This is a genomic window from Streptomyces sp. NPDC003038 (assembly GCF_040611115.1).
GTDB lineage: Bacteria > Actinomycetota > Actinomycetes > Streptomycetales > Streptomycetaceae > Streptomyces.
Map to the genome: position 1 here is coordinate 24,709 of NZ_JBEXNN010000026.1, position 23,495 is coordinate 48,203.

Below are 23,495 nucleotides of genomic sequence, written 5' to 3' on the forward strand. Positions count from 1 at the left end.
CGGCTCGGGCCAGGGTGTCACGAGGCTGCCCCCGGACCCTGCTCGATGCGGTCCAGCAGGGGCTCTGCCCACTTCGGGAGGGCGGACGCCGCCGGGCGGGGCGGGCGGGGGTCGGAGGTGATGCCGATGCCTCCCGCCGGGGCGCCGTACACGAACCGCTGGGACCACCCCAGCCAGGAGCGGACGAACAGGTTCGCGCTCCACGCCAGGGCCAGCGCGCTGCGCAGCCCGGGGACCTCGTACCAGTAGCTGGTGAGCACCACGGCGCGGGAGACCGCCTCGTCCGGGTCCCCCGGCCGGGAATCGGCGGTGAGCCCGGCGGCCAGCACCGATGCCGCGAACCGATTGTCGGCGAGCAGCCCGCCGCTGTCGCAGACGACCGCGTCCAGCAGGTCCGCCGGGAGGCCGGCGGCGGCATGCTCCAGCCTCGCCAGCAGCTCGGGCAGGCCCGGATCGCCGGCCGCCTCCGGGTCGGGAACCACCCTCAGGTCGACTGGCAGCCGCTCGTCCCCCGTGCGGGCCGCCAGCAGGTGCACGTACGCCAGCGCACGCAGGGTCTGCCAGCGGCAGAGCGTGTCGAGCAGCGCGGTCCGGGAGCTGCGGAAGGCGAGGCGCACCGGCCAGTCGGCCGCCCGGACGTCGTGGCCGAGCGCCCGCAGCTCCGCCGGCACCGGGGCCGGGAAGACCCTGCTCTGGCCGGGGTCGTAGGACGGCTCGGCGCGGTAGCCCGGCCAGCCGGGTGCGGGATTGCGGGGGGTACCGCTGAGGCTACTCATTCACTTCGTCGTCCTTCGGGGTCCGCCACTTCGCCGTGTCCTTGCCGTCCCGCGGAGTGACGTAGTTGGAGAGGTCCTCCGGCTCGATGTGGTACGCATGGATCATATGGTCCTGGCGGATGATGGCCACCGGCCTGGACGGGTCCAAGCTCTTGTCGATGATGATCCGCGCCCCCGTCGCGTCGTCGACGTAGTTGGCCGGCGATTGCAGATGGCCCCGCAGGTACCTCTCCAGTTTCACCTCGTCGTTCCCGATGCCCTTCAGGTAGTGGTTGTCCTTGCCGCTCTCCGCCTCGTTGAGCTGGTGGTCGACGCCCTGCGCCGCCCGGGTGCTGTCCGAGTACGGGGCCAGCCCGAAGGGGTCGCACCACCCGTGGGGGTTGGCGACGTACGCCACCGGGTTGGGGGCCGCCGCCAGGCCCAGCGGGTCCGGGCTCAGGTAGCGGGCGGTCTCGGGGTCGTACGTGCGGAAGTAGTTGTGGTGCAGGCCTGATTCGGCGTCGAAGTACTGGCCGGGGAAGCGCAGCGGCGTGTAGGCCGTGGCGTCCCGGTTCCAGGCCGTGGATCCCCACAGTGTGGAGCGGCTGCGCCAGGCCAGTCCGCCGCGCTCGTCGACGAGTTCGGCGGGCGCGCCCACCAGGTCGGTGACGATGGCGTAGAACCGCTCGTCCACCACATCCTGGCCGGCGCCCAGGATCCGCTCCGTCTGCGCGAGCGGCTGCAGGCCGCGGTGGTCCCAGGTCACGGCGATCCCGCCGGCCTCCTGCGCCGCGGTGCCGGTCCGCTGCTCGCACAGCACGGTGCCGTCCCAGGTGAAGACCGTGCGCTCAGCCACCTCCAGGCCGTCGGGCGTCATCCGTTCCTTCGCCGTCCGCCGTCCCAGCGGGTCGTACGTGTACCGCCAGCGCGTCCCGTCCGGGGTGGTGACCGCCGTGATCCGGTCCTCGGCGTCCCACTCGTAGCGCCAGGTGTCGGGCCTGCGCGAGAGCCGGGCCTTCTGGCGGAGCACGACCCGGCCAAGGACGTCGTACTCGTGGCGGACCCGGCCCGCGCCGATCAGCCGGGTGCCCTCGTAGGTGCGCGGTCCGGTGGCTTCCTGGCCTCTGGGATGGGCGCCGGGCCAGTACGCGGAGGTCTGGTTGCCCGCATCGTCGTAGGCATAGCGCTCGGTCCAGTTCCCGGCGTGCACCGCCGTCACCCGGCCGCGCGGGTCGAGATCGAAGCTGCGCGGGCCGGCCAACAGATCGTCGACGCCGGTCAGGCCCCCGTCGGACCGGTAGGTGTAGCCGCGGCGCTGCACCACCCCCTGCCCGGCGCCCGTGAGCCGCTGCTCCACCAGCCGGCCGGTCTCGTCCCACGCCTGGTCGAGGGTGACGGCGTCGCCGTAGGTACGGCTGAGCTCCTGGCCCGCCGCGTCGTGCATGAAGCCGATCCGGCGGCCGGACGTGGTCAGGGCGTCGCACCGGCCCGCGGCGTCGTACGCCCAGGCGGCGACGGCCCCCGTCGGAGTGGTCCGGCCAGTGCGGCGCCCCATGGCGTCGTAGGTGTAGGTGAGGGTGCGGCCGTCGACCGTCTCCTGGAGGATGCGGCCCGCCCGGTCCCGCAGCCGGGTCAGCACGCTGTCCCCGCACACCGCGACGGCGAGCCGGTCGAAGACGTCGTACTCGTACGTCGTCACCGTGCCGCCCGCGTCCTTGCGGACGGTGTGTCCCAAGGCGTCGCGCTCGTACGTGATCCGCTGCCCGAGGGCGTCGGTGCGGGTGACGAGCCGGCCCGCCGGGTCGTAGGCGTAGTCGAGCACACGGCCGTCGAAGTCGGTCTCCCGGATGAGCCGGCCCGCCGGGTCGTAGGTGTACTCCCAGGTCATGCCCTGCGGGTTGCGGACCCCGGTCAGCCGCAGCTCGGCGTCGTACGTGTAAGCGTGGCGCGTGCCGTCCGCGTCGGTCCGGGCGGCGAGCAGGTCGAAGTGGGTGTACTCGAAGTGCACCCCGCCGCCGTCGGAACCGTCCGTACGGGTCAGGCAGTTCCCTTCGCCGTCATACGTCCACGAGCGGCGCCGGCCGTGCGGGTCTGTCCGGTGCAGCGGCTTGCCCTCCACCGTCCATTCCATGCGGGTGACCGCTCCCAGGGGGTCGGTGACCGCCGTGACCCGCCCGAAGGCGTCCCGCTCGTACGTGGTGGTGGCGCCGAGCCGGTCGGTGACGGCGAGCGGTAGCCCGGCCCGGTCGGTGCGGATCCGCGTGACCGCCCCCCGGGGGTCGGTGACGGTGGTGAGGTGGCCGCTCCCGTCGTAGCCGAAGTGGGTGACCGTCCCGTCGGGGCGGCTGACCGCGGTGCGGTTTCCGCGCTCGTCGTAGGTCTGGCGGACAACCGATCCGTCCACGGCGACAACCTTGACCGGCCGGCCGAGGTCGTTGTACTCGGCGCGGGCCTCCCGGCCGTCGGGCCTGACGTAGGAGACCATGCGGCCCGTGTCGTCGAAGGTGCTGCGGGTGGTGTGGCCGAGCGGATCGGTGTGTGCGGTCCGCCGACCGCCGCTGTCGTACTGGTACCGGGTGACCGCGCCGAGCGGGTCGGTCTCGGCCACCACCCGGTAGCGGTCGTCGATCAGGTACTGGCGGGTATGACCGGCGGCGGTGGTCACACGCGTCACCCGGTGGTGGGTCTGCGGGTCCACGTCGTCGTAGCGGAAGGTGAGCGCGATGTGGCCCGCCTCGCCGGCCTCGGCGATACACCGGTCGAGGTCGTCGTAGGCGTACTCATAGCGGCGGTCGTTCGTATCCGTCCAGGAGGTGATGCGGGCGCGGTCGTCGTAGGTGAACCGCAGCGGCAGACCGGAGGAGTTGGTGACCTCGGTCAGGTTCCCGTCGGTGTAGCCGTACGCGAGGATGCGGCCGCCGCCGGACAGGTGCAGGGCGGTGATCCGGCCGCCTTCGGTCCCGAAGTGCAGCCGATAGCCGCCGGAGTGGGTGAGGCCCAGCGGCGTGCCGTGCTCGTCGTACTCGAAGACGACGTGGTTGCCGCTCGGATCCTCGAACTGGGCGATCGGCGCGATGCCGTTCTCGGTGCCGTCGGCCGGCGGGACGAAGCGGCGGACGGCGCCCGTCAGCGGGTCCGTCAGCGTCCAGTCGCCGTCAGGGGTGCGTGCCAGCAGGTGGCGCGGGCCCGACGGCGACACCGGCAGTACGGGCACACCGGGCGCGGGATGCGGATAGCCGACGAGGAGACCGTCCTCGGAGACCAGGACGACGCCCTTGGCGTCGATCTCCAGGTGCTGGTCGATCGTGGAGGACCAGGTGGGGCCGAACCAGCGGCCCGCCCGGTAGCCGGATTCCGCACGGCGCGTGAACGCGAACGGGAACGTGCCGGGCAGGACCACGTCCGTCTGCGGGAGGTACATCCGGCCGGTGGCGAGGTCGACGGGGTCCGTGCCTTCACTGGCCTTGTCCGGGTCGGGCCGCTCACCGTGGTGCGGTCCGTTCCTGTCCGTCTCCTTGCGGCCCGGGCCGTCCAGGTCGTCCAGGTGCCGCGCGGCCGAGCCGCCCTTCTTCGCCGCGCCGAGGCCCTTGGTACCGGCGAGTTCCGGGAGGAACTTGCCGACGCCTTCGGTGGGGTCCTTCATGAAGTCGTCGAGCATCTTCTTGCCCGTGCCTATGGGGTCGTTGACCGCCACGAGCAGGCCGGCGACCGTCGAATTGAGGTTGGTCCGGTACTCGGCGGGGTGGGTCAGGTTGTACGGGTCGAACGGGGTGACTGCGCGGACGAAGTTGGCGAGGCCCGCCGTGCCCTTGAGGACGCCGCCGGCCAGGTGGGTTTCCGCGATCTCCAGGTAGTCCACGCCGTCTTTGAGCTGTTCGGAGTACGAGGGCTTGGGAGGGGCGGCGTCGCGGGCCGCGCGGACCGCCGTGCGGGCCGTCTCCGCGACCTCGTTGCGCTGGGTGCGTGCGGTCTGGAGCTTGTCGTCGGCCGCCTTGAACAGCGGACCGGCGGGGTCGGTGAAGTCGTCGGCCGGCCGCGGCGGCAGCGTGTCCTTCTCCGCCTTCACGGCGGCCTTGTAGTCGGTGATCGACTTGTCGTAGGCGGTGCGCGCGTCCTGCGAGACCTTCTTGGCGTGGTTGTAGTCCGCCAGGGCTTCCTCGGCCTGGCCCTGCGCCCACTCCACGGTGTCCGCGAACCGGTTGATCGCGTCGGCGGCCTTGCCGAACGCCTCGGCCGCCTTGAACCAGCGCGGCGGCTCCTTGGCTATCGCGTCCCGGAACGCGTTCGCCGACGCGCCCTTCAGACCGTCGCCTTCCAGGGCCTTCAGGCCGTTGCCGACGAGTGTGAACGAGAGCTCGAAGTCACTGAGGTGCGAGACCTGCGCGCGGATCTTCGACACACTGCCGTAGACCAGCTTGTTCGGGTCCTCGGTCTGTCCGAGCTCCAGCTCGGAGACGTCCGCGCCGAGCTGGTTGGCGGCCGAGCGGCTCTTGTCACGGACCCAGTCGCCCGCCTTGTCGAGACCGACGTCCTCCGCCACGTCGGCGACCTTGTCGCCGCCCCATTCGATCAGGTCACCGGCGTCCTCGGCCCGGTCCTCCCACGAGTCCGGTACGAAGTCCCTCACGCCCATCAGTTACCGCCCCCGCCGGCCTGGTCCAGCAGATCCTTGATCGAGCCGATCCTCCCGCTGGACGTCAGCTTGTCGCCCGTGTCCGACCAGGTCTTTTTGATGTCCTCGTCGCTCTTGTCGAAGGACTCCGCGCTGTAGTCCGGCTTGTAGACATCCGCCCGCCAGATGTCGTCCCAGCTCTTCTTCTCGATCTCGTCCTCGCTCGCGTGCGGATTGCCGTACGCGGCATTGGCGACCACCTTGAACGCACCCTGGAGGTACTGCTCTTCCTCCCACACCGTGCCCGCCGCGATGCCCAGGTTGCCGGCGAGAGCGCTCGCGTTCTGCACGAGACTGCGCACGCCCCACTCCCAGCGCTCGCAGAAGTCCTCGAAGTCGGTGGCCAGGCCCGCGTGTCCGGCCTCCATCCCCGTCATCGACAGATCGCTGAACCCCGAACCCATCGAGGCACCGGCCGCATCCCCAGATTCCCGCAGCTCGGCAATGGCCTTGCGCAGACCGTCCTGGATGTTCTTGACCGCTGTCGGCGAGACCTCAAGATCCGCATCGCCCGCCATCAGACGACATCCGCACGATCGGGCTCGGCATCCACGGCATACGCGTCGGGCACGATGCCCACGACCGGCGGGAACAGCATCGAACCGTCCTCGTCCGCGACATCGACCGCCACACCGGTCGGACCGTCGACCGTGGGGATCACCGCGTCGACGAGACGGGCACCCAGGATCGAGAGGTACTCCCACTCACGCGCACCAGCACCGGCACCGCGCGCCACCGCGAAACGGGCCAGAGCCTCCTCGTCCGTGAACGCGTAAATCCAGCGGACACCGCCCTGCCACCCCGACATCAGACCGCCGCCATCGCCCTCCGACAGCGGCACGAGCAGTGCGGTGCGGCGGAATTCCCCCAGCAAGCGGCCCGAATGCCCCGATCCGCTGCGCACGGCGGATATCTCCTCGGCCAGTCCCATGAAGTGCCCCCGTTCTCCGAGGGTGCCGGACTCGACAGCCCCCAATTCGCACACGCTACCCAATCGGTCGGCCCCCACCGAGCATCGGCCCCTGCTCCGTGCGGTCGCCCGTTCGAGGCCGGGTGGAGAAGGGTCGGAGGGTGCGTCATCGTGTGGCTGCCGACCGGTCACGGTCGTGCGGGAGTCGTGCAAGGGTGATCGCGCGCAGCAGCCATTCCACAGGGCCGTACCGGTGTCGGGCCATCAGTCCAGTACTGAGGGCGAGTTGCCCGGCGTACAACACGAGTGACCCGAGAATGACGACGGCTGGGCTGAGGTGGTCGTACAGGGCCAGGCCGTAGCCGGTGAAGACGTGCTGGATTTAACCTTATCGGGTCTCGTGTTTTCGGGATGTGTCGCGGAGCCCGGTACCCAACTGCACTGGTTGTTGGGGCCGCCCGGGTGTGGGCGCGTGCGCGGCCGGGGCATGGTCGCAGACGGGATCCGGCCGGCAGGTCGGGCCGCTGCCCGAACGGCTGGCCGCCCTCCTCGTCGAGACGGCCGAGCAGCTGACCGCCACCGTCGCGGACGCGCCGTTGGCCGCGCTGCGCGCCGCCGGGGTGCTGGAGCGGATCGCCGCCCGGGTGGGCAGGGAGGCCGTCGGCGCGCTGTGCGACGACGGCATGCCGGCTGAAGTGGTGGCCACCGCCCTCGGCACCACCCGCTCCAAGGCCCTGGTCCTGCTCCTGACCGCACAGGATGGGTAACGGCAAGCACGACAGCGTCGTCATGGTCGAGCCGGCCCTCACCCAGCTCACGAAACTGACCGCGAACGAGACGCACCGCCTGGACCGCGCGATCGTCACTATCAGCGTCAACCCCGAGCTCGGCACGGAATTGCCCGGCACCCTGCTGCGGGACTACGCGGACGAGATCGACGGGGTACGGGTGATCTACTACGTGACCGCCCTGCGGACCATCACGATCGTGGCGTACATCGAGGCCTGAACACCGAACAGCAGCACCCGGACCCCGTACGTGTCCGAGACGCTACTGACAGCCGGTGCCCAGCCTTCTGGACGAACGCGATCAACGCTGCTGGACCCACCAGAGGACCCAACCCATCACGAACGTGCCGAAGGCGGTCGCTGCTCCGCGGACGATGCCGTGTCCGGCGGTGCGGGTCAGGGACCGCAGCGTTTGGCGGCGCTTGCCGAAGCGACGCGGGGCGCTGGAACGCAGGTCCCGCCGGGTCGACGCCGGCTGCCCGAAGCCCTGAGGCGGGATGCCGTCCACCCGCTGCTGGTCCTGCTCCTGGGTCGTGAAGATCTTCATCGTCTTCTCCCTCGTGTGGGTGTTGCTGACAGGAGCAAGGGAGCCTGGCGGAAGTGAGGTTCAGCGAGTACTCATTCCACTGAACGGAGCGTCAGGTCAGGTCAGACCTGTTGAAATGACCGTTCAGAGAAGGTTCAGACTGAACAGGGAGACCCATGGGGGACACGTCGGCTCGTGACCTGCTCGCCGAGGAGCTGCGGAACCTGAGAGCCTCGGCCGGCCTCTCCCTGGCGCGGATCGAGGAGCAAGGGAAGAAGCAGCCCCGAGTTGTGAGGCTGGGGAAGTCGAAGCTCAGCAGTTGGCTCGCGGGTGTGGCAGTACCCGAGGCCGACGCGCCGTTCCGCTTTCTGATTCAGCTGCTCGAATCCCGAGCCAGCCGAAGTGGTGTGCCGTCCAAGGGTCTGCCGTGGTGGCTGGACTTGCGGCAGAAAGCGGCGAACGAGCGAAGCGCGCTCAAGGCGGCAACGCCTGCGGTTGGCCGTGCTCCGTCCGCCACTGAGAATCGCATATCCGACGGGGCTGTGGGTACTTTCACGGAGCCTGCGTCCAACAACTCAAACCTCTTCGAAGTTCTTGTTTGCGCGGTTGAGTGGATCGATCCTTCGTCGCCGTCGGTTTCACCGGAGCGGCGACTTCAGGATGTCGTCACTTCGGTGCTGGGTAAGATGAGTAGAGGGGGGAGTAAATCTTTATCGCCAAGAGAGTGATAGTGATGGAACGCTACTCGTTTTCCGGGCTTCGGATGATGAGGTGCCATCTCTCGCCAAGGAGCTGCTTGAAAGTTTTGATGACATAATTCGAAGGGCTCGGGGTGATGGTCGGGGTAGGGATGGATGCCCGCAGCTTAGGGTGTTCATGCACTCTGGATTCTGTCGCATAGAAAATGGCGACTATACGGGCGGGGTTTTTGGCGAGATGCGGGCGCAAAGGCATGGTCACGCTTTTCGAGACGCGCTGAACGGAGACCGCATCGGGGTTGTTGCGTTCATGAGCGACGCTGCATTTCCGAGAAGAACAGATCCTGCTCGCGATGACTTGGGAGCCTGGGTGAGCCTCGTGAGTCAGGTTGGATCCGAGTCTCCGATGAAGCTGTGGGTAAGGACGGTGCCGCCACCGGGAACCCCGAAGTGCCTTCTTATTGCCCGTTTTTCGAGCGGCGATGGGTCTGCTCTGGATCGCCGTTCTGTTGTAATTTCGGAGCTTACAGCTTCCTTGAATGAGATCCAGGAAGCTCCTCCAGAAGGATGGTCGGATCCGATCCTGGAAGTGGGTAGTTGGGCGCAGGACGGAGTTTCCGTTGCGGTCCTCGCAAAGCAGCCTGCCGCCTTCCTGGTCGGGTATCTTTTGCCCTACATGACCAGGCGACTATTGATTCTCGGTCAACGGGGTTCTTTGAACATTCAAATGAATGCCGGGATTCACACTGTGGAGGATGCGATCAATGGTGATGACATCTCATTCGTGACTGCTGCTCGTCTCGCGAGGGGGGCTCGAATGGTGCGCGGCGGAATTCCCGAGAGCGATGCTACTTCTGTTTGTTTGGTGTCCACGCAGGCCCGCTCGTCAGCCGTTGATAACTTGACGGACTTCATCGATCCGACAAGATATATGCAAATCCCGGAAGAGGGGTTGGAAGAGTCGCTAGACTCGTGGCTATTCGTTCCGTACGCACCGCATATCCAGTAAGGGGCCGAAACGCGGCGCTGGCCGTACAGGGTGGTCCGGCGGTGCCGCGCAGGACAGGTCCGGACCGCCTTGACCCAGGCCAGACTTCGGATAGCCGGACAGCGCCCGCTGCCGCGTCCAGTCCGGCCTTCCCGGGCATCACGCCGCGGTGGGGGAGCGGCCCGGAGCCGACGGTAGGCGGAGATGCCCGCCCTGCACGCTCAGACACTCTGCACCCGCCGCAGACGCTCCCGTGACCCTGAGGGCTCGGCGCGGGCGACGGGGGTCCGGGCGCGGTTGCTGCGCCTGTTAAGGCGAGCGGCATCGACGCCGCCGGGCTGCCGGGGGAGTGGCAGGAGTTCGAGCGGATCGTCCTCCACGGCGTTGCAGGACTCCCGGCCCGGGGGAGTACCCGCCGCCGGTCCGAGGCCGCGTGAGTCGACTTACGCGGCTCCACATCGTGCGCACGACGCCCCCATGGGGGGCAGGTTCGGAATTCGGGCTGGGAATGAGGACAGGGCCGGCCCGGTGTGTGCGGGTCGGCCCTGTCGCGTGCGGCACTCGCGCTGCAACGCGGTGCTGCTGTGTCCCTGTCTGCGAAGCCATCAGCATTCGAGGGGTTCCGCCGGTCTCCCAGCGGGTGGTGTCCCCCACGGTGGCCTAGGTCGTCACGGGAGGCAAGTTGCGTTTGGACGGGTGTGAACGAACTGCGGTGTTGGGGCGCCGTTGCAGGGTGTTTCCCGGGGTTCGATGGAAACGATCGTTGGCGCGCGCCGCAACGATCGTTTACGCGACCCACTGTTTTCGCTGGTCAGAGGCATTCCGGCCGCGGCCTTTCACGCGTGAAACGTATGGACGCCAGTGAACGAATGAACAGGCATTTCACGCATTTGGGATGGCGTGTGGCTGGTGAGGCTTAGGCCGTGAGAGCCGGTCCTGGCATCCTGGTGATCCCGGAAGGCGACTGCAATCGCCCCCGGGAAAGCGCTACTTGGCGCGAAGCCATCAACACGAGGGGGAGCGGGTTACCGCCCCCTCTCGCCGTACCGAGGGGAGCCGGGCTGCGCCCTGCTCCCGGAACGAGGAGTTCCGTATGCAGGAACAGAGCCGTGCGCAGGGCCAGGACCGCCGGCGTGAGGCGGGTGCCCGGCCGGGGCCGGCGGGCGGGATGACGCTGCCGCAGGCGGCGGTCGTGTGCGTGGTGCTCGTCCTGGCCGTCGTGATGCGGCTGTACGGGCAGATGCCGATGCTGGAGATCTTCCAGCTCCTGGCCGGCGCCGCCACGATCAGCACGCTGATCGTGGTCACCGTGACGCCGGGCGGCCGCGGCAAGGTGGCAGCGGCCGTCCGCGGCTTCGTCCAGGCCGGCCGGTAGAAGGGGCTCGGGATGGGACGTCCTGAACTTCCCGTGGACCACACGGTCCCCACCCGCGGCGTACTGGCCGAGGCGCTGCGCGCGCTGCGGACCGGAGCCGGGCTGACGTACGACGAGCTGGCGGTGAGGACCGGTCTGTCGTCGGCCACCCTCAAGCGCGCGGCCTCGGGCCGGACCGTGCCGTCCTGGGAGACAGCCGAGGAGTTAGCCTCGGCATGTGGCGCCTCTCCGGCCGTTCTCCGCCCGGTGTGGCTCAAGGCTCGGATTGCCGAGCGGGGGCGCCTGAAGCAACTGCGGCGACCCCGCGCACCGGAGCTCGCCACCACGTTCGGCGACCTGGGCGAGGCGATGGAGTACTTCTACGAGGCGGCCGGCGCCCCGCCCCTGCGGCAGCTCCAGAAACAGGCGGGCGGCAGGCACCTGCTGCCGGTCAGCTCGGCCGCGCGCATCGTGAACCGGCAGGCACTGCCGGCCAGCCGCCAGCAGTGCCTCGCCTTCCTCACCGCCTGCGGACTCCCCGACCGCACAGCCGAGCGCTGGGCACAGGCCTTCGACCGGATCACACGGCACCGCGACCTCGAGGCCGTGCTGGCCATCAGGATGGAGGAGTCCAATCACGTGGTTCTCCACCCGCAGCTCCACCGGCAGTTCGAACGGTATGTGCCGCGGCTCTCCGGGGGCATCCGCGTTCGGAAGCCGGAAGTCATACGGGAACGCACCTGGGACCGGGAACACCTCAGCAGGCAGCTCCTCCCGCGAAAGTCGCGAGCGGCCTGATCGCTGCCGCCGAACCCCGCCTCCAGCCCAGCCCCAGCGTCTGACGGGGCCGGCCCGGCATGTGCTGTGACGGGGCTGTAGTTCTGCGGTAGGTGGGTGGTTGTGGCCCGCGTGGGGGTCCCGCGACGTCCTGGACGCGGTCCTGGTCCGCCCGGACCTGGTCGCTGAGATCAGCGCCGACCGGTCCATCGACCAGGGCGGAGTTTTCCGGCACCCGCTCCGGTTCCAGCGGCTGCGCCTGGACGTCACGGCCGAGGACGTACCCCGGTTCGGGCAGGGCACGGCTGCGGCGGCCGACTGACCGGCGCACCCTGCTGCCGGTCTCCTCGTTGGCCGGGCATGAAGATTCTCGCTTCCTCCACACTCGCTGTCGCGGCCCTGCTCCTGGCCGCCGTTCCAGCCTCAGCCGACGACACCCCCGGCGCCAACAAGGGCGCCATCGGGCAAGGCAGCTCATCGCTCGGCTTCGGCGCCGACGGCACGGACGGGGACAGCGGTGGCGGTCACGCGTCATCGAACCGCCACCTCGTGAAGACGGGTGACCCGGGGGCCCTCTCCGACCTGGTCAACAACCTGTCGAACCCGCAGCCTCAGTGAACACGCTCTGAGCCGGCCGACGGCCTCGACCGTCGTCCTGCGGCCCGCCTGAGCGGGCGCCTCCGACGACCCCAGCGCGGGCCGCCACCACCTGGTGGCGGCCCGCGCTGTCGTGTGCCCGGGGCCGGCCCCGGTTCCCCCGCAGGGGTGAATCGGGCCCTCGCGTACGCGTAGGCGGCTTGTGCGGTGTGCCCCCAACTCGCCCTGAAATCGGAGCTATTGACAACAAACAGGATCTTCCGGGATGTTTCGGGCACGGCTCGGTGGTCGGGCCGGTCGATGTGCGATTGGAGTGCGTTTCATGACGCGTTCGGTGCGTGAGGAGTACGACGAGTACGCGGCTGCGTCCCGGCTGCGGGTTCCGGTGGCGGCCTGGCGGTGGGCTACCGGTTCGGGCCTGGTCCCGCTGGCGGACGTCGGCCCGGGGCGGTGGTCGCGGGTGGTGGTGGAGGCCGCAGACGCGGAGCAGATGCGTGCGGCGCTGCGGGGCCCGATGAGTGCCGGAGTGGCGGCGGACCGGTTGACGGAGGCCTTGGGCGTGCCGCTCCCGATCCTTAGGCCGCGGGTGACGGCCTCGGCGGTCGGCCGCCTCGTGAAAGCCGGTCTCCTGGTCTACCTCGGCGGGGACCCGGAGGTCCCCGACGTCCACCCGGACCAGGTGGCCGCCCTCGGCCGCCGCCGGGACCTGCCCGCCCTCCTCGACCGGCACGTGCCCCTGGGCCCGGACCAGGCCGCAGTGCGCCTCGGCGTCCGCCGTACCGACTTCGACCAGGTGGTGCGCCTGGGTTGGCTGTCCCCGGTCGGCTCCGTGGACATCGACTACAAACGGCAGGGCGGGGCGACCACGGTCCCCCTCTACTCAGCCGAGGACGTCGCGCTCCTGGAGGTGGTCCGCCCCTCGGTGGACTGGCGGGCGATGCGCACCGTGGCGGCGGGCCGCCGCTCCCCGCTCGCCGCCCTCGACCCGATCGCCCAGGGCCGGGATCGGGCGTTCCTGGCGGAGGTGGCGCGGATCGCCAGGGTGGGCCGGGCTGCGGTGGTGAACTGGCGCCGCCGGCACCCCGACTTCCCCGACCCGGTGGCCGGCACGGACGTGCACCCGCAGTTCGACCGCTCCCAGGTGGTTGCCTGGCTCCTCGCCCACGACAAGATCGAAGTGCCCACGGGGCCGACGGTCGCCTCACTGGTGCTGGCCGGCCCCGAGGGCGCCACGCATCGGTTCCGCCTCGATGACCCGTGGCTGACCCTGGCCGATGACGCCGAGGGCGAGGACTTGTTGTCCGGCTGGTCCACCGACGACGACGCCGACGCGCTGGCCGAGCTAGCGGCCGGGGAGTTCGGGGCATCGGTGCGTCGGCTGACCGCGCCGGGCACAGGCCCGTTGGCGGTGCTGGGGGAGGTACGGGTGATCGACCGGTTCCGCTCGGGGTCGGGCGGCCTGCGGGTGACGCTGGCGTGGCCGTCCGGCCTGCGGGGCACCGCGGAGGGGTCGGCGGCCGAGGTGGTCCGCCACGGGATGGCGTACGCCGGGCCGGGGGAAGGGTGTGTGTGCAAGCGCCACGACTGTGGGGGAGTCGTCCCGGTCTCCTGGTGCCCGGAGCACGGGGACGCGCTGGGCCCGGTGATGGAGTGGCATCCAGGAGGCGGGATCCGCTGCGCGGCGCTGGCCGGACAACGTACCGAGTTGCCCGTCCCGCGGTGGCGCCCACGCTGCGCCCGGCGGGCGGGAACCGGCGGTCAGAGGCCCTGAAGGGGCGCAGGGCGCAGCACGGGCGACCCCGCCCCCAGCGCGTCACCGGGATACGTGTCAACGGCGCTGTACGGGGCGCTGCGGGCCCTTCCGGTGCGTGTCCCGACCTCCTGGTGGCTTTGCGCTCTGCGCCGGGGACGGAGTGCCACCCCGGCGCCCGTTCAGGCGCATGCAGACGTGTGGGGTCAGGTGCTTGGACACCCATCCCTTCGTTCCCCACCGCAGCCCGGTCTGGGAATCGCCCTCCAGCTCCACCTGGTAGAAGCCCTTGCGCTCCTGGAGGATCTGGACGCTGTCCTTCGGGGTGAGCAGTCCGATCGCCGTGTGCCGGCTGCTCGGGCCCGTACGGAGCTTCAAGTTGGTGGAGGGGTGGTAACCGCAGGAGTTCCACACGACCGTCACTGCCGGAACAGTCGCGGGCACGGCAGCTGCGGGGGCTCCAAGGGCGGAAAGCGCGGCCAGGGTGCGCAGACGCGGTGGGCGCCCTTCGAAGCGAGCGCGCCCACCGCGGGGACGTCGGGGGTGTCAGCGTGTCTGCTGCCTGATCAGGTCTTCCAGGCTGCCGGTCGGCAGGACGCCCTCTGGGCTGAGCTTGTCGACGGCCGTCGGCAGGGACTGGGCGATCTGGTCGGCTGCCTCCTGGGGGGAGACGCCGGTCTGCTCGGCGACCTTCTTCAGGGTCTCGTCCGGCAGTGCCTGGTCAATCTGGGTTCCGCTGACCGCCTTGTTCTCGCCGGTGCTGACCCAGGAGTTCGCCTGGTCGGCGATGCCGGACTTGCCGAGCATGCCCATCAAGCCGTCGAGCGGGTTGCTACCGGCATTGGCGTGGCTGCCACCACCGCCGACGAGTGCGCCCAGCAGCGAGCCGAGGATGTTCCCGGCCCCGCTGTTCTTGTCGCCGCCGCCGAGGAGGCCGCCCAGCAGACTGCCGAGGTCGTTACCCGCCATGATCGCGTCCTTACATTGGAGAGTGCGTTCGATGTGTTCGCTCCTGCCTAACGAGCGGTTCAGACACTGGTTGTTGGTCGAAGCGCCAGTGGTCCGTACGGGCCTCCGCCTCACGGACTCCGACGACACCACTGCCTACTGACAGACCTCATGACAGAACCACTGACAACCAGTGGCAGACGACAAACGTCAGCACCGCACCACCACAGCACTTGTCATGGCGGCCTCACAAACAGGCACTTAGGGCCGGGTGGGGGTGCGGGCTTTGTGGATGAGGCGTTCGGCGGTGCGGGTGCTGATGCCGTAGTGGGTGGCGAGCGAGGCCGGGGTGACGGCCGGCCCGTCGCCGGTGTGGGCGGCGGCGAGCGCGGCGGCGATTTCGGGGACGCGGGCGTCGGGGGGCGTGCGGCGTGGTGCGCGGCCCTTGGCGCCGGGGGTGCGGCCTTTGTACTGCGCGGGCCGGACCGCGCGGGCCTCGGCAGCCTCGCGGGTCCACCACCACCGCCCGTGCAGCTCGACCCCGGGGGGGAGCCGTCCGGCGGTGACGTCGGAGTGGATAGTCGTGGTGGTGAGCCCGGTGACGGCGGCGACCTCGGAGTCGCTCAGCAGGTCCTGCCCGTGCGGTTCTTGGGGGAGGGGCGGGACGGGAAGGCCGGCGAGGTGGGCGTCTGTCTGAGCGGCGTCGTAGAGCAGCGGTCGGGCGGATCCGGGCAGAGGCTTCACCGCTGCGGTGAAGGCGGCGTGGTGGTGGCGCCGCCAGGAAGAGACGGAAACACCGGCGCGCGCGGCGACGTCGTCAAGGGTGAGCGCGGGGCGGCCGTGGGGGATCACAGGGGGACTCCTTCGAAGTGGGGTACGGGGCGGGTCCCGGTACGGGTGCCGGCCGGGGCGGTTTCGGGCCGCCGGCCGGGGTCAGACGGGCTCTAGACTGGTCGTGCTTCCCTTTCGGCTCTTTCCGTGCCGGTGTTGGTGGGAGCGTAGGGCCGGTGGATGCCGTCGCCCCCGTTCGCGGGGGTGTCCCACCGGCCCTTTCCCGTGCCGCGGGCTCCCCGGCCGGGGAGCCCGCCGAGACAGCGTCAGGCGGCCTGCGGCCGCAGGTGTTCAGGACGGCGGCCAGGAGCGCGGCGGTGTCCGCCTCGTACGCCGTCTCCTGGTCGTAGGTGTCGTGCACGATCTCGTACCCGTCATCCGGGGTACGGCAGCACGCCAGCCACCCGGCGTGCTCAGCGGGGGCGTGGTGGACCGAGACGTCGTCCCCGGCGAGGGGCAGGCCGCTGACGGTGATGACGGCTTGACCCTCGCGCAGGATCGTGACGTAGGAGTCCGCGCGGTCGACGCAGTGCTGCGCGGCGACGCCGAGCGCGGCGAGCTCGGCGCGCAGGTGCGCGCTGACCGTGGTGGCGGCGGTGTGGGGCGTGCTGGTCATGGCGGGGCCTCTTCTCTGGTGTCGGCAGTACGCGGTCCGGGTGTCGGCCGCCGGCCCCGCCCGGAGGGGCGGGCCCGGCGGCGCCGGTGTGTCAGTGGCGGCTGCGGGCGGCCCTCACGTGCGCGAAGCGCTCCTCCTCGGCCTCCTCGGCCCACCTGCCGTGCGCGAGCGTCACCACCGCCTCCGCGCACATCCCCGCCCACGCGGCCCAGTCCAGAACGGCCGCCACCGCGCAAACCACCCGGCCGGGACGCCCGTCCTCACCGAGGGACAGCAGGTTCCCCGCCATGCTCACCATCGCCCGCTGCTCGCAGGCGGCGGCGTCGAGCAGCACCCGGGGGCTGATGTGGCCGTCGGCGCAGTGGAAGAGGTCGGCGAGCAGGCCCGAGGCGACGCTGACGGCCTCCACGGCCTCGATGCGGCCACCGTGGTGGACCTCGGCCAGCGCGCGCCCGATCTCGGCCCGCTCGGCGGCGCTGGGGATGCTGCCCGCCGCCACAGCCAGCTCGGTGTGCAGGTCGGTGATGACGGCGCCGTTCTTGGCGCGCTCCGCGTTGGTGATGGGGTCGAAGTTGATCGTCATGGGCATGTCCTTCCGTTTCGTGTTGGGCGCCGGGGCGGGGTGCCGTTCCCCTTCCCGACAAGAAATAGATTGCAGCCTTAGACGATCAGGCGCAAGGTGAGAGCCCGCGATCCGGCCGGAGTTCACCCACGCGGCCCATGCGAAAGACCGGCGCAGCTCGGTGACACGCACCCGAGGGTGGGGCGCTGCCCGGGGCCGTCCACGGGATCGTGTGGGCGGCCCCGGGGCCGAGAAAGGCTCCACGGTGACGTTGCAACCGCCAGTTGAGCCGATGCTGGCGCAGGCTGCGGAGTCGGTGCCCACCCTTTGGGGATGTGTCGTTGGCACAAGAACCGATACGAGCGGGAGAGGACGGCCCGGCGGGGCACGGCTGCCGGAGTCGGCCCGACACCACCAGGTTCCCGAAGACCAAGGGCTGAACATCGCGCGAGGGTGAGGATGATGCGCCCGTGCGGCGAGGTTGCTGAAGGTGATCACAGGAACTCTGTCGGTGAAGGAAGATGTTCCGGGCTGGCTGCCGTAGCCGGTCAACCTGCTGACGAAACGAATGGGGCCCCATGTCGAACATCCCAGCCGAACTCCGCTTCACCGAAAGCCACGAATGGGCCCGCCTCGAAGCCGACGGGTCGGTGACGGTTGGCCTCAGCGATCACGCCCAGGAGGCCCTGGGAGACATCGTCTTCGTGGAGCTGACCGAGGCGGGTACGACCTTCTCGGCCGGAGATGCGGCCGGTGTCGTCGAGTCGGTCAAGGCCGCCTCGGACATCTACGCCCCGGTCAGCGGCGAGGTCATCGCGGTCAACGAGGAACTCGGCGGCAGCCCCGAATTGATCAACGTCGACCCCTATGGCGCGTGGGTGTTCAAGCTCCGGCCCGCAGATCGCACCGAGCTCGACAAGCTGCTCGACGCCGCCGGATATAAAGCTGCAATTGGCGAATAGCCCCCCGACAGCCATGCCCGACCTCGGCTAGCGATGGTCAGTCCTCGGCCGGATTGCCGGAACCGAGGGTGCGCCGGCCACTGGCGGCGCCTGGCGGCCTGCCGGTCAGCTCCTCGGCGGACGGGGTGGTTGCGGGTCCCTCGGCGGCGAGGCGGGCCCGATGCGCGGCCGAGGGCTGCGGCGGGGGAGTAGCGGGGCGGGGGCCGGTGCCCAACGGGCGGCGCTCGATCATCCGATGCGCGTTCCCCGATCTCGTCGCGGCCGCCGAGCAGCTCCCGCACGGCCTGGTGGTTGGAACAGCTGACGCCGAACGCGGGAGAGGGGAGATCACCAATGCCGTCGGCGGTAGCAGGGGTGGCGGCCACGCGGGTGGTCAGGGCTGCGAAGCTTTACAGTTCCTACTCCGCTTCGCCTGACAGTTCCACCTCGGCTGACTCGTTCAGTACCGGAATCCTGTTTTCGCGGGCGTCGACGTGAATGAGCTGCACCAAATCATTGAAGGCATGCTCGCCATCGTCGTTGGCGCGCGGCGTGCTCATCAAGATGTCAGCCAGATCGGCGCCGCCGCAGTGGTTGAGTGCACTGCCGAGCGGAAGACCGGCGAGGTTGCCGTTGGCCGTGCCGGTGCCTTGTGTGGCGGCTCCGTTTGCACGGGCTCCCACGTTGTAGTTGGCGCAACTGGTCCCGAAGGCCGGGGACAGGAGGTCCCCGATGCCCCCGGCCGAGGCTGGTGCTGCGACGGCAAGGCCACCGCCCAAGGAAACGAAGAGGCACCCAAAGGCAGCTGCGGTCCGATGCTTGATCACGGCCGTTCAACGACAGCTCTCGGTATCCGTCACCATCCGCACGCCAGGCGTCCGTCCAGCACGTGGCGTTCATGTAGCCCTGGCAGTCAGGCACGAGGGCACGCCCCCCCGTGGCCAAGGATGACGGGGTGGCGATGTACTGCGAGGGTCTTGACGATGGAGGACGTTCCTGGGTTCGGGGCGGGTCCGGTCGCGGCCGCCGGCTGAGGGTCGGCCGCCCCGCCGTTGTGCAGCGCCGCCATGGGTTGGTGTGCAGTGGCGTTTCGGCGGTGTCGGGTGCCTCGGGAGGGTGAACCCGCGGGCTGGGGGCTGTTGCTGACGGTGGGGGTGCGGCTACAACCGCCCTGTGATGATCATGATGCGGGCCGCCCTTGCGGCCGCCGCTGCTCTTGCCCTGTCTCTTCCCGTCACTACCGCGGCCGCGGCGGAGGAGCGCGCTGTGCCGCAGGTCCTTCCGATCGGTGTGGCGGTGTCTGCGCTTCGGGTGGCGGTGGAGGACCGCACCGGCTACCAGCGCACCTCGTTTCGGCACTGGAATGCGGGGGCGAACCCGTCCGACGGCTGTAACACCCGGGCGGAGGTGCTGATCGCGGAGGCGGTCCAGGCGCCGGAGGTCGGGCCGGGCTGCACGCTGACCGGGGGTGTGTGGTGGAGCTATTACGACGAGCGGCCGGTGAAGCTGGCTAGGGCGCTGGACATCGACTACATGGTCCCGCTCGCTGAGGCCTGGGACAGCGGGGCCTCGGCTTGGACGGCGGCGCGGCGGGAGGCGTATGCGAACGACCTCGGCCAGGCGACCTCCCTGGTGGCGGTGACGGCCCGGTCGAACCGGCAGAAGGCGGATCAGGACCCGGCGCAGTGGCTCCCGTCGTCGGCGGAGGCGTTGTGCCGGTACGGCGCGGAGTGGACGGCGACCAAGCTCCGGTGGGGTCTGGCGGTGGACGAGCTGGAGCGGGACCGGCTGTGGGACATCGCGGCCGGCTGTGGCGGTACCGAGGTGGAGTTCACCCCCGCCCCGTAGCCGGGGCGCAGCAGGACCGAGGGCCGTCCCGTCCCCCGTGAGGGGTGGCGGCCCTTTGGTCCTCCGGCTGAGAGACCGCCCTGGCTAACCCCGGGCCGCCACCACACACTGGGGTGGCCGACACCGCCATCGACCGGAGCGGCGTCTTTCGCCAACCACTGCGTTACACACGCCTGCGCCTGGACGTCACTGCCGAGGATGTGCCCCGCTTCGGCGGGGGACGGGCCGCAACCGCAGGTTGAGCGAAGGCACTGCGCGACAGCCGCCTCGGCTTGTTCAGGTTTCCGGGAGAGGGCTCGCGTGCGGTCGGCCCAGTAGCACCACACATTGCGATCAAGAGGGTCGACGCCGCCAAAAGGTTGCTATGTCTACTCATTGATGGGTCACCTGCCCGCGCCCCTGGTACCCCCCCACGGTGATCGTCATGGCGAGGCGGCACACCAAATTGGCTCGCGCGATCAAGATCGGCGGCCAGCCGCCCCTGGGCAACGATCAGCCCCTCTGGGCCCGACCCGTCCACGATCCAGCTGCCTGACGGCGATCTGAACGAGCCCATGTCACCGGGGTCGGCCACACCGTCGGGCCCGGATACCTCGCTTGGCTCCCCGGCCATCCGTCCCTGACGCCGCACCCGAGAAGGCTGAGGCACAGCCCGAAGCCATCCACCAGAGCCTGTTCTGACGCCGACGCTGCGCGGCACCAGTCGCTGACCGCGCCTTGTGTGCAACCACGGTTACACCGCTTACTGGACAGACCCATCACCTCACCGTAAAGGGGGCGATGTTCTATTGGAGCGTCGGTCAGGCTTCCTGGCCGCGTGCTGGGGGGGGCGACTGCAGAGGATCAGCCGTGGCCGGTCTTGTCCGGCTGGTCCACCGGTGGTGTCAGGCCGGTGTGGGTGGCGCAGAAGGCAAGGGTGTCGGCTGCCAGATCGGCCCAGCGGGAGGTGGTGCGGAAGCCGTGGCCGACGTCGGCCTCGGTGCGCAGCAGGACGGGGCGGTTGGATGCCGTGGCGTGTTGGAGGGCGGCGGTGAACTTGCGCATGTGTGCTGCGCCGACGCGGGGGTCGACGCGGGCGCCGGTGAGGAGGATGGCCGGGTAGCGGGTGGCGGGCTTCACCTGGTGGTAAGGGGAGTAGCTGAGCAGTACGTTCAGGTGTTCGGGGTCGTCCGGGGTGCCGAACTCGGGTGCCCACAGTGGGCCGATGCCGAAGCGGGGGTAGCGGATCATGTCGGTGGGGGCGTCGGAGCAGACGGCGGCGGCGTAGCGGTCGGGGTCGCGGGTGAGGGCGACGGCGACGGCCAGGCCGCTGTGGGAGGCGCCTTTGATGGCCAGGCGGTCGGGGGTGGTGATGCCCTCGTCGATGAGGTGGAGGGCGGCGGCGGCGAAGTCGGCGAAGCAGGTGGGTTTGTTGATGCCGCTGCCTGCTGCGTGCCAGTGTGTGCCGTGCTCGCCGCCGCCGCGGACACCGGCGATGGCGTAGGTTCCTCCGGCCCGCACCCACGCCATGATGGTCGGGGAGTAGGCGGGTGCCGCCAGGGCGCCGAATCCGCCGTAGGCGGTCAGGAGGGTGGGCCGTGGGCCGGTGGCGGGTTCGGGTGGCTCGATCAGGTACAGCCCCACCGGGGTGCCGTCCTCGGAGCGATAGGTGAGCTGTCGGACTACCGGTTCCGCGTGCGCCGGTGTGGCGGCGGGGGCCGGCTCCTGCGCCACGCAGTGGCCCTGCCGGGCGCAGAAGCGGTAGACGGCCGGCGGGGTGATGAAGTCGGTGTAGGTGAACCAGACCTGTCCGGTGTCGTCGGGGGGTGCGCTGAGGTTGCTGATGGTCCCCGGTCCGGTGCCCGGCGTGGGTACGTCGGTCAGCTTGTGGCCCGCCGCGTCATGCACGGCGAGGCGGGCCGCCCCTGCGCGCGTGGTGCCCACCAGCAGCCGCAGTTCTTGGCTGGAGGGATCGGTCAACGCGGTGCACGACGTCAGCAGGGCATCCGGTTCCGGGGTGATCAGGGTGGTCCAAGAGGTGCGGTGGGGGTCGGCCGGGTTGACGGAGCAGACCCGGCCGCGCGGTGCTTCGGCATCGGTGACGGCGTAGAGCATCCCGCGCGGGCCGTATTTCAGCAGCGCGCTGGTGCGCTCCTGCGCGCCGTGGTGGATCAGCCGTAGCTCGGGTGCTTCCGGCTTGGCGGCCGTCTTGGAGAGGTCGGCCAGGCGCAGGTCGTTGCCGCTGAGAGCACCGGGTGCGGAGCTGATGGTCAGCCATCGGCCGTCCGGGCTGATGGCCACCGACAGATGGGGGTGAGGGGTCTCGAAGACGACCGGATCGCTGTCGGCATCGCTGCCGAGGCGGTGCAACCGCACACAGCGGGAGGCGGACCCCGCGCAGTGAGTGATGTAGTAGAAGCCGCTCTCATCGACCAGCCAGGCCACAGGAGTCGGGCGGCCAGGTCGCAGCGGGCCGTCCACCACCTGCCCACTGGCCACGTCCAGTACCCGCAGCTCAGGGCTTTCGCTGCCCCGGTGCGTGAGCTGGCAGGCGAGAAGCCGGCCGGTCCAGGAAGGCCTCCATGCTGTGAGGAAGGTCAGCCCGGCCGGGTCGATCGCGAGGGGATCGACCAGGACGCGTTCGTGCTCCCCGCCCACCTCGGTGGCGTCGGCCACCACCAGTACCGGCAGCTCCGCGTCCGCGTCCCGGCGCAGGAAGAACCGCAGTGTCCGTCGGTAGACCGGCGGCGTCGCCACCGGCGTCAGCGTCCCGCCCAGCTCCTGCAGCTCACCCAGCAGCGCGCGGAAGTACGGCCTGCTCGACCAGGACGGGACATGCTCGGCAACCAGATGCTCCTGCTCCGCCAGCCACCGCCCGCACGCCGCGTCCTCGTCATCCTCCAGCCACCGGTAAGGGTCAGGTACACGCCGGCCGTGCAGCTCATCGGTGACCGGCAGGCGACAAGCCGCGGGATAGGCCAAGGGGGCATGGGACGGCGGCGAGCATTCCGAAACCGGGCTGCCCGCCGCCTGCCTCGTGACACTCAACGCCGTCAGTCGGTCCCGCCCGAAGCCAACTCCTGCCGCCAATCCGGCAGACTCAGAACCTCATCGGAGAGAATGAGCCAAATAGAAATCAGAGGGGTGGGCAGTTCGTCCATCACATACTCCTCACGCCAGCACGGTGCATTTACACCATATGGTGCCTGACCGTCAGTACCCCGTGACAAGGTCCGTCCGGGTGACCGAACGGAGCGTCAGAGGGAAGCTGTCGGCCCTTTTCGTGGTGTTCGACGTCTTGCAGATCGACGGCCGGGAGCTGCTGCACCTGCCCTACGTGGAGCGCCGCGCCCGCCTGGAGGCCCTGTTCGCCGACCACGCCCTGACGGCCCCATGGACCCTGTGTCCGATGACCACGGACCCGGCCAAGGCCCGCGAATGGCTCGACTCGTGGACCGACTGTCCGGCGTAGAGGGCATCCTCTGCAAGCCCCAGACCAGCCGCTACATGCCAGGTCACAGGGGGGCGTGGACCAAGGTCAGACGACGGGACACCACCGAGGCGATCATCGGCGCCACGACTGGCACCCTCACCCGCCCGCAGCTCCTCGTCCTCGGCCGCCACGACCAGGACGGCCGGCTGCGCGCGGTCGGCCGCACCGTCCCGCCGCGCACGGAGGCGGCCCACCTGGTCGCCGAGCACCTGACGGCCGCCGACCCCGGACACCCCTGGGAGGGCGTCACGTTCGCCGCGACCTGGGGGAGCCGTGACGTCCTGGACGTGCGCCTGGTCCGCCCCGACCTGGTGGCCGAGATCAGCGCCGACCGCTCGATCGACCGGGGCGGCGTGTGGCGGCACCCGCTGCGCTTCAAGCGGCTGCGCCTGGACGTGGGTGTTGAGGATGTCCCGGTGTTCGGGCAGGGCCCGGACGTCGCAGCCGGCTGACGGGTGAGTG

The 23,495-nt window shown here is 70.1% G+C and carries 27 protein-coding genes; 13 read left to right on the forward strand and 14 right to left on the reverse strand.

The features are described from left to right. Positions 1-17 precede the first annotated feature (17 nt). The 5 genes from ABZX75_RS26245 to ABZX75_RS26265 form a co-directional block, all read right to left on the reverse strand. Positions 18-776 (reverse strand): hypothetical protein, encoded by a 759-nt coding sequence (locus tag ABZX75_RS26245; protein WP_355414634.1) that lies wholly within the window; start codon positions 774-776, stop codon positions 18-20. Continuing rightward, the gene (locus ABZX75_RS26250) at positions 769-5,382 is read right to left on the reverse strand and encodes a putative T7SS-secreted protein (protein WP_355414636.1); all 4,614 of its coding nucleotides are present in this window, start codon (positions 5,380-5,382) and stop codon (positions 769-771) included. The genes ABZX75_RS26245 and ABZX75_RS26250 overlap by 8 nt, the downstream gene beginning before the upstream one ends. 5 nt (positions 5,383-5,387) lie before the next feature. Then, positions 5,388-5,945 (reverse strand): hypothetical protein, encoded by a 558-nt coding sequence (locus ABZX75_RS26255; protein WP_355414638.1) that lies wholly within the window; start codon positions 5,943-5,945, stop codon positions 5,388-5,390. Beyond that, positions 5,945-6,358 carry a hypothetical protein gene (locus ABZX75_RS26260; protein ID WP_355414640.1) on the reverse strand — a complete coding sequence of 138 codons (414 nt, stop codon included), beginning with the start codon at positions 6,356-6,358 and terminating at the stop codon, positions 5,945-5,947. The genes ABZX75_RS26255 and ABZX75_RS26260 overlap by 1 nt, the downstream gene beginning before the upstream one ends. A gap of 145 nt (positions 6,359-6,503) precedes the next feature. Beyond that, the gene (locus ABZX75_RS26265) at positions 6,504-6,719 is read right to left on the reverse strand and encodes a DUF418 domain-containing protein (protein WP_355414741.1); all 216 of its coding nucleotides are present in this window, start codon (positions 6,717-6,719) and stop codon (positions 6,504-6,506) included. 82 nt (positions 6,720-6,801) lie between these two features. On the opposite strand from ABZX75_RS26265, the gene ABZX75_RS26270 reads away from it, so the two are divergent. Both ABZX75_RS26270 and ABZX75_RS26275 read left to right on the forward strand, forming a co-directional pair. Further along, on the forward strand, positions 6,802-7,104 hold the full coding sequence (locus ABZX75_RS26270) for a hypothetical protein (RefSeq protein WP_355414642.1): 303 nt from the start codon (positions 6,802-6,804) through the stop codon (positions 7,102-7,104). Beyond that, positions 7,097-7,345 carry a hypothetical protein gene (locus ABZX75_RS26275; protein WP_355414644.1) on the forward strand — a complete coding sequence of 83 codons (249 nt, stop codon included), beginning with the start codon at positions 7,097-7,099 and terminating at the stop codon, positions 7,343-7,345. The genes ABZX75_RS26270 and ABZX75_RS26275 overlap by 8 nt, the downstream gene beginning before the upstream one ends. Before the next feature lie 81 nt (positions 7,346-7,426). Here ABZX75_RS26275 and ABZX75_RS26280 read toward each other — a convergent pair whose 3' ends face one another. Continuing rightward, a complete protein-coding gene (locus tag ABZX75_RS26280; protein WP_355414646.1) occupies positions 7,427-7,672 on the reverse strand; it encodes a hypothetical protein in 246 nt (81 codons plus the stop codon). A gap of 155 nt (positions 7,673-7,827) precedes the next feature. Here ABZX75_RS26280 and ABZX75_RS26285 point away from each other — a divergent pair, with 155 nt between their 5' ends. The 7 genes from ABZX75_RS26285 to ABZX75_RS26315 all read left to right on the forward strand — a co-directional run bounded on the left by ABZX75_RS26285 (position 7,828) and on the right by ABZX75_RS26315 (position 13,836). Continuing rightward, positions 7,828-8,379 carry a hypothetical protein gene (locus ABZX75_RS26285; RefSeq protein ID WP_355414648.1) on the forward strand — a complete coding sequence of 184 codons (552 nt, stop codon included), beginning with the start codon at positions 7,828-7,830 and terminating at the stop codon, positions 8,377-8,379. Between the two features lie 148 nt (positions 8,380-8,527). Next, positions 8,528-9,358, forward strand: coding sequence for a hypothetical protein (locus ABZX75_RS26290; protein WP_355414650.1), 831 nt, complete (start codon positions 8,528-8,530; stop codon positions 9,356-9,358). Positions 9,359-10,430: 1,072 nt separating this feature from the next. Further along, complete coding sequence (locus ABZX75_RS26295) at positions 10,431-10,712, forward strand: hypothetical protein (protein ID WP_355414652.1); 282 nt, start codon at positions 10,431-10,433, stop codon at positions 10,710-10,712. A gap of 12 nt (positions 10,713-10,724) precedes the next feature. Further along, positions 10,725-11,489 carry a helix-turn-helix transcriptional regulator gene (locus ABZX75_RS26300; RefSeq protein ID WP_355414654.1) on the forward strand — a complete coding sequence of 255 codons (765 nt, stop codon included), beginning with the start codon at positions 10,725-10,727 and terminating at the stop codon, positions 11,487-11,489. A gap of 100 nt (positions 11,490-11,589) precedes the next feature. Beyond that, on the forward strand, positions 11,590-11,790 hold the full coding sequence (locus tag ABZX75_RS26305; RefSeq protein ID WP_355414656.1) for a hypothetical protein: 201 nt from the start codon (positions 11,590-11,592) through the stop codon (positions 11,788-11,790). A 38-nt stretch (positions 11,791-11,828) separates the two neighbouring features. Beyond that, positions 11,829-12,086 carry a hypothetical protein gene (locus tag ABZX75_RS26310; protein WP_355414658.1) on the forward strand — a complete coding sequence of 86 codons (258 nt, stop codon included), beginning with the start codon at positions 11,829-11,831 and terminating at the stop codon, positions 12,084-12,086. A 301-nt stretch (positions 12,087-12,387) separates the two neighbouring features. Beyond that, a complete protein-coding gene (locus ABZX75_RS26315) occupies positions 12,388-13,836 on the forward strand; it encodes a hypothetical protein (RefSeq protein ID WP_355414660.1) in 1,449 nt (482 codons plus the stop codon). Between the two features lie 57 nt (positions 13,837-13,893). Here the strand turns inward: ABZX75_RS26315 and ABZX75_RS26320 are convergent, their stop codons facing one another. From ABZX75_RS26320 to ABZX75_RS26340, 5 genes are all read right to left on the reverse strand, one after another. Continuing rightward, complete coding sequence (locus ABZX75_RS26320; RefSeq protein ID WP_355414662.1) at positions 13,894-14,238, reverse strand: SH3 domain-containing protein; 345 nt, start codon at positions 14,236-14,238, stop codon at positions 13,894-13,896. 123 nt (positions 14,239-14,361) lie between these two features. After that, positions 14,362-14,784, reverse strand: coding sequence for a YidB family protein (locus tag ABZX75_RS26325; protein WP_355414664.1), 423 nt, complete (start codon positions 14,782-14,784; stop codon positions 14,362-14,364). A 240-nt stretch (positions 14,785-15,024) separates the two neighbouring features. Then, a complete protein-coding gene (locus tag ABZX75_RS26330; protein ID WP_355414666.1) occupies positions 15,025-15,615 on the reverse strand; it encodes a DNA-binding protein in 591 nt (196 codons plus the stop codon). Further along, positions 15,581-16,210, reverse strand: coding sequence for a hypothetical protein (locus ABZX75_RS26335; RefSeq protein WP_355414668.1), 630 nt, complete (start codon positions 16,208-16,210; stop codon positions 15,581-15,583). Before ABZX75_RS26335 ends, ABZX75_RS26330 begins: the two co-directional genes overlap by 35 nt. A 91-nt stretch (positions 16,211-16,301) precedes the next feature. After that, positions 16,302-16,793, reverse strand: a complete 492-nt coding sequence (locus ABZX75_RS26340; RefSeq protein WP_355414670.1) for a hypothetical protein — start codon at positions 16,791-16,793, stop codon at positions 16,302-16,304. 557 nt (positions 16,794-17,350) lie between these two features. Between ABZX75_RS26340 and gcvH the strand changes: the two genes are divergently transcribed. Then, a complete protein-coding gene (gene gcvH / locus ABZX75_RS26345; RefSeq protein WP_355414672.1) occupies positions 17,351-17,734 on the forward strand; it encodes a glycine cleavage system protein GcvH in 384 nt (127 codons plus the stop codon). A gap of 37 nt (positions 17,735-17,771) precedes the next feature. Here the strand turns inward: gcvH and ABZX75_RS26350 are convergent, their stop codons facing one another. Continuing rightward, positions 17,772-17,966 carry a hypothetical protein gene (locus ABZX75_RS26350; RefSeq protein ID WP_355414674.1) on the reverse strand — a complete coding sequence of 65 codons (195 nt, stop codon included), beginning with the start codon at positions 17,964-17,966 and terminating at the stop codon, positions 17,772-17,774. 166 nt (positions 17,967-18,132) lie between these two features. Beyond that, positions 18,133-18,540 carry a hypothetical protein gene (locus ABZX75_RS26355; RefSeq protein WP_355414676.1) on the reverse strand — a complete coding sequence of 136 codons (408 nt, stop codon included), beginning with the start codon at positions 18,538-18,540 and terminating at the stop codon, positions 18,133-18,135. 355 nt (positions 18,541-18,895) lie between these two features. Here ABZX75_RS26355 and ABZX75_RS26360 point away from each other — a divergent pair, with 355 nt between their 5' ends. Continuing rightward, positions 18,896-19,561, forward strand: a complete 666-nt coding sequence (locus ABZX75_RS26360; protein ID WP_355414743.1) for an HNH endonuclease family protein — start codon at positions 18,896-18,898, stop codon at positions 19,559-19,561. A gap of 843 nt (positions 19,562-20,404) precedes the next feature. Here the strand turns inward: ABZX75_RS26360 and ABZX75_RS26365 are convergent. Next, entirely contained in the window at positions 20,405-22,522 is a 2,118-nt protein-coding gene (locus ABZX75_RS26365; protein ID WP_355414678.1) for a prolyl oligopeptidase family serine peptidase, read from the reverse strand. Between the two features lie 259 nt (positions 22,523-22,781). On the opposite strand from ABZX75_RS26365, the gene ABZX75_RS26370 reads away from it, so the two are divergent. Both ABZX75_RS26370 and ABZX75_RS26375 read left to right on the forward strand, forming a co-directional pair. Continuing rightward, positions 22,782-23,012, forward strand: coding sequence for a hypothetical protein (locus ABZX75_RS26370; RefSeq protein ID WP_355414680.1), 231 nt, complete (start codon positions 22,782-22,784; stop codon positions 23,010-23,012). Between the two features lie 35 nt (positions 23,013-23,047). After that, positions 23,048-23,485: a hypothetical protein gene (locus ABZX75_RS26375; protein WP_355414682.1), complete on the forward strand. Its 438-nt coding sequence runs from the start codon at positions 23,048-23,050 to the stop codon at positions 23,483-23,485. Positions 23,486-23,495: the final 10 nt, after the last annotated feature.

Coding starts and splice junctions, on each gene's coding strand:
- ABZX75_RS26295 (WP_355414652.1), top strand. CDS start 10,431: ATGCAGGAACAGAGCCGTGCGCAGGGCCAGGACCGCCGGCGTGAGGCG.
- ABZX75_RS26310 (WP_355414658.1), top strand. CDS start 11,829: ATGAAGATTCTCGCTTCCTCCACACTCGCTGTCGCGGCCCTGCTCCTG.
- ABZX75_RS26360 (WP_355414743.1), top strand. CDS start 18,896: ATGATGCGGGCCGCCCTTGCGGCCGCCGCTGCTCTTGCCCTGTCTCTT.
- ABZX75_RS26280 (WP_355414646.1), bottom strand. CDS start 7,672: ATGAAGATCTTCACGACCCAGGAGCAGGACCAGCAGCGGGTGGACGGC.
- ABZX75_RS26300 (WP_355414654.1), top strand. CDS start 10,725: ATGGGACGTCCTGAACTTCCCGTGGACCACACGGTCCCCACCCGCGGC.
- ABZX75_RS26245 (WP_355414634.1), bottom strand. CDS start 776: ATGAGTAGCCTCAGCGGTACCCCCCGCAATCCCGCACCCGGCTGGCCG.
- ABZX75_RS26275 (WP_355414644.1), top strand. CDS start 7,097: ATGGGTAACGGCAAGCACGACAGCGTCGTCATGGTCGAGCCGGCCCTC.
- ABZX75_RS26285 (WP_355414648.1), top strand. CDS start 7,828: ATGGGGGACACGTCGGCTCGTGACCTGCTCGCCGAGGAGCTGCGGAAC.
- ABZX75_RS26350 (WP_355414674.1), bottom strand. CDS start 17,966: ATGATCGAGCGCCGCCCGTTGGGCACCGGCCCCCGCCCCGCTACTCCC.
- ABZX75_RS26340 (WP_355414670.1), bottom strand. CDS start 16,793: ATGACGATCAACTTCGACCCCATCACCAACGCGGAGCGCGCCAAGAAC.
- ABZX75_RS26375 (WP_355414682.1), top strand. CDS start 23,048: ATGCCAGGTCACAGGGGGGCGTGGACCAAGGTCAGACGACGGGACACC.
- ABZX75_RS26325 (WP_355414664.1), bottom strand. CDS start 14,784: ATGGCGGGTAACGACCTCGGCAGTCTGCTGGGCGGCCTCCTCGGCGGC.
- gcvH (WP_355414672.1), top strand. CDS start 17,351: ATGTCGAACATCCCAGCCGAACTCCGCTTCACCGAAAGCCACGAATGG.
- ABZX75_RS26260 (WP_355414640.1), bottom strand. CDS start 6,358: ATGGGACTGGCCGAGGAGATATCCGCCGTGCGCAGCGGATCGGGGCAT.
- ABZX75_RS26255 (WP_355414638.1), bottom strand. CDS start 5,945: ATGGCGGGCGATGCGGATCTTGAGGTCTCGCCGACAGCGGTCAAGAAC.
- ABZX75_RS26335 (WP_355414668.1), bottom strand. CDS start 16,210: ATGACCAGCACGCCCCACACCGCCGCCACCACGGTCAGCGCGCACCTG.
- ABZX75_RS26315 (WP_355414660.1), top strand. CDS start 12,388: ATGACGCGTTCGGTGCGTGAGGAGTACGACGAGTACGCGGCTGCGTCC.
- ABZX75_RS26290 (WP_355414650.1), top strand. CDS start 8,528: ATGCACTCTGGATTCTGTCGCATAGAAAATGGCGACTATACGGGCGGG.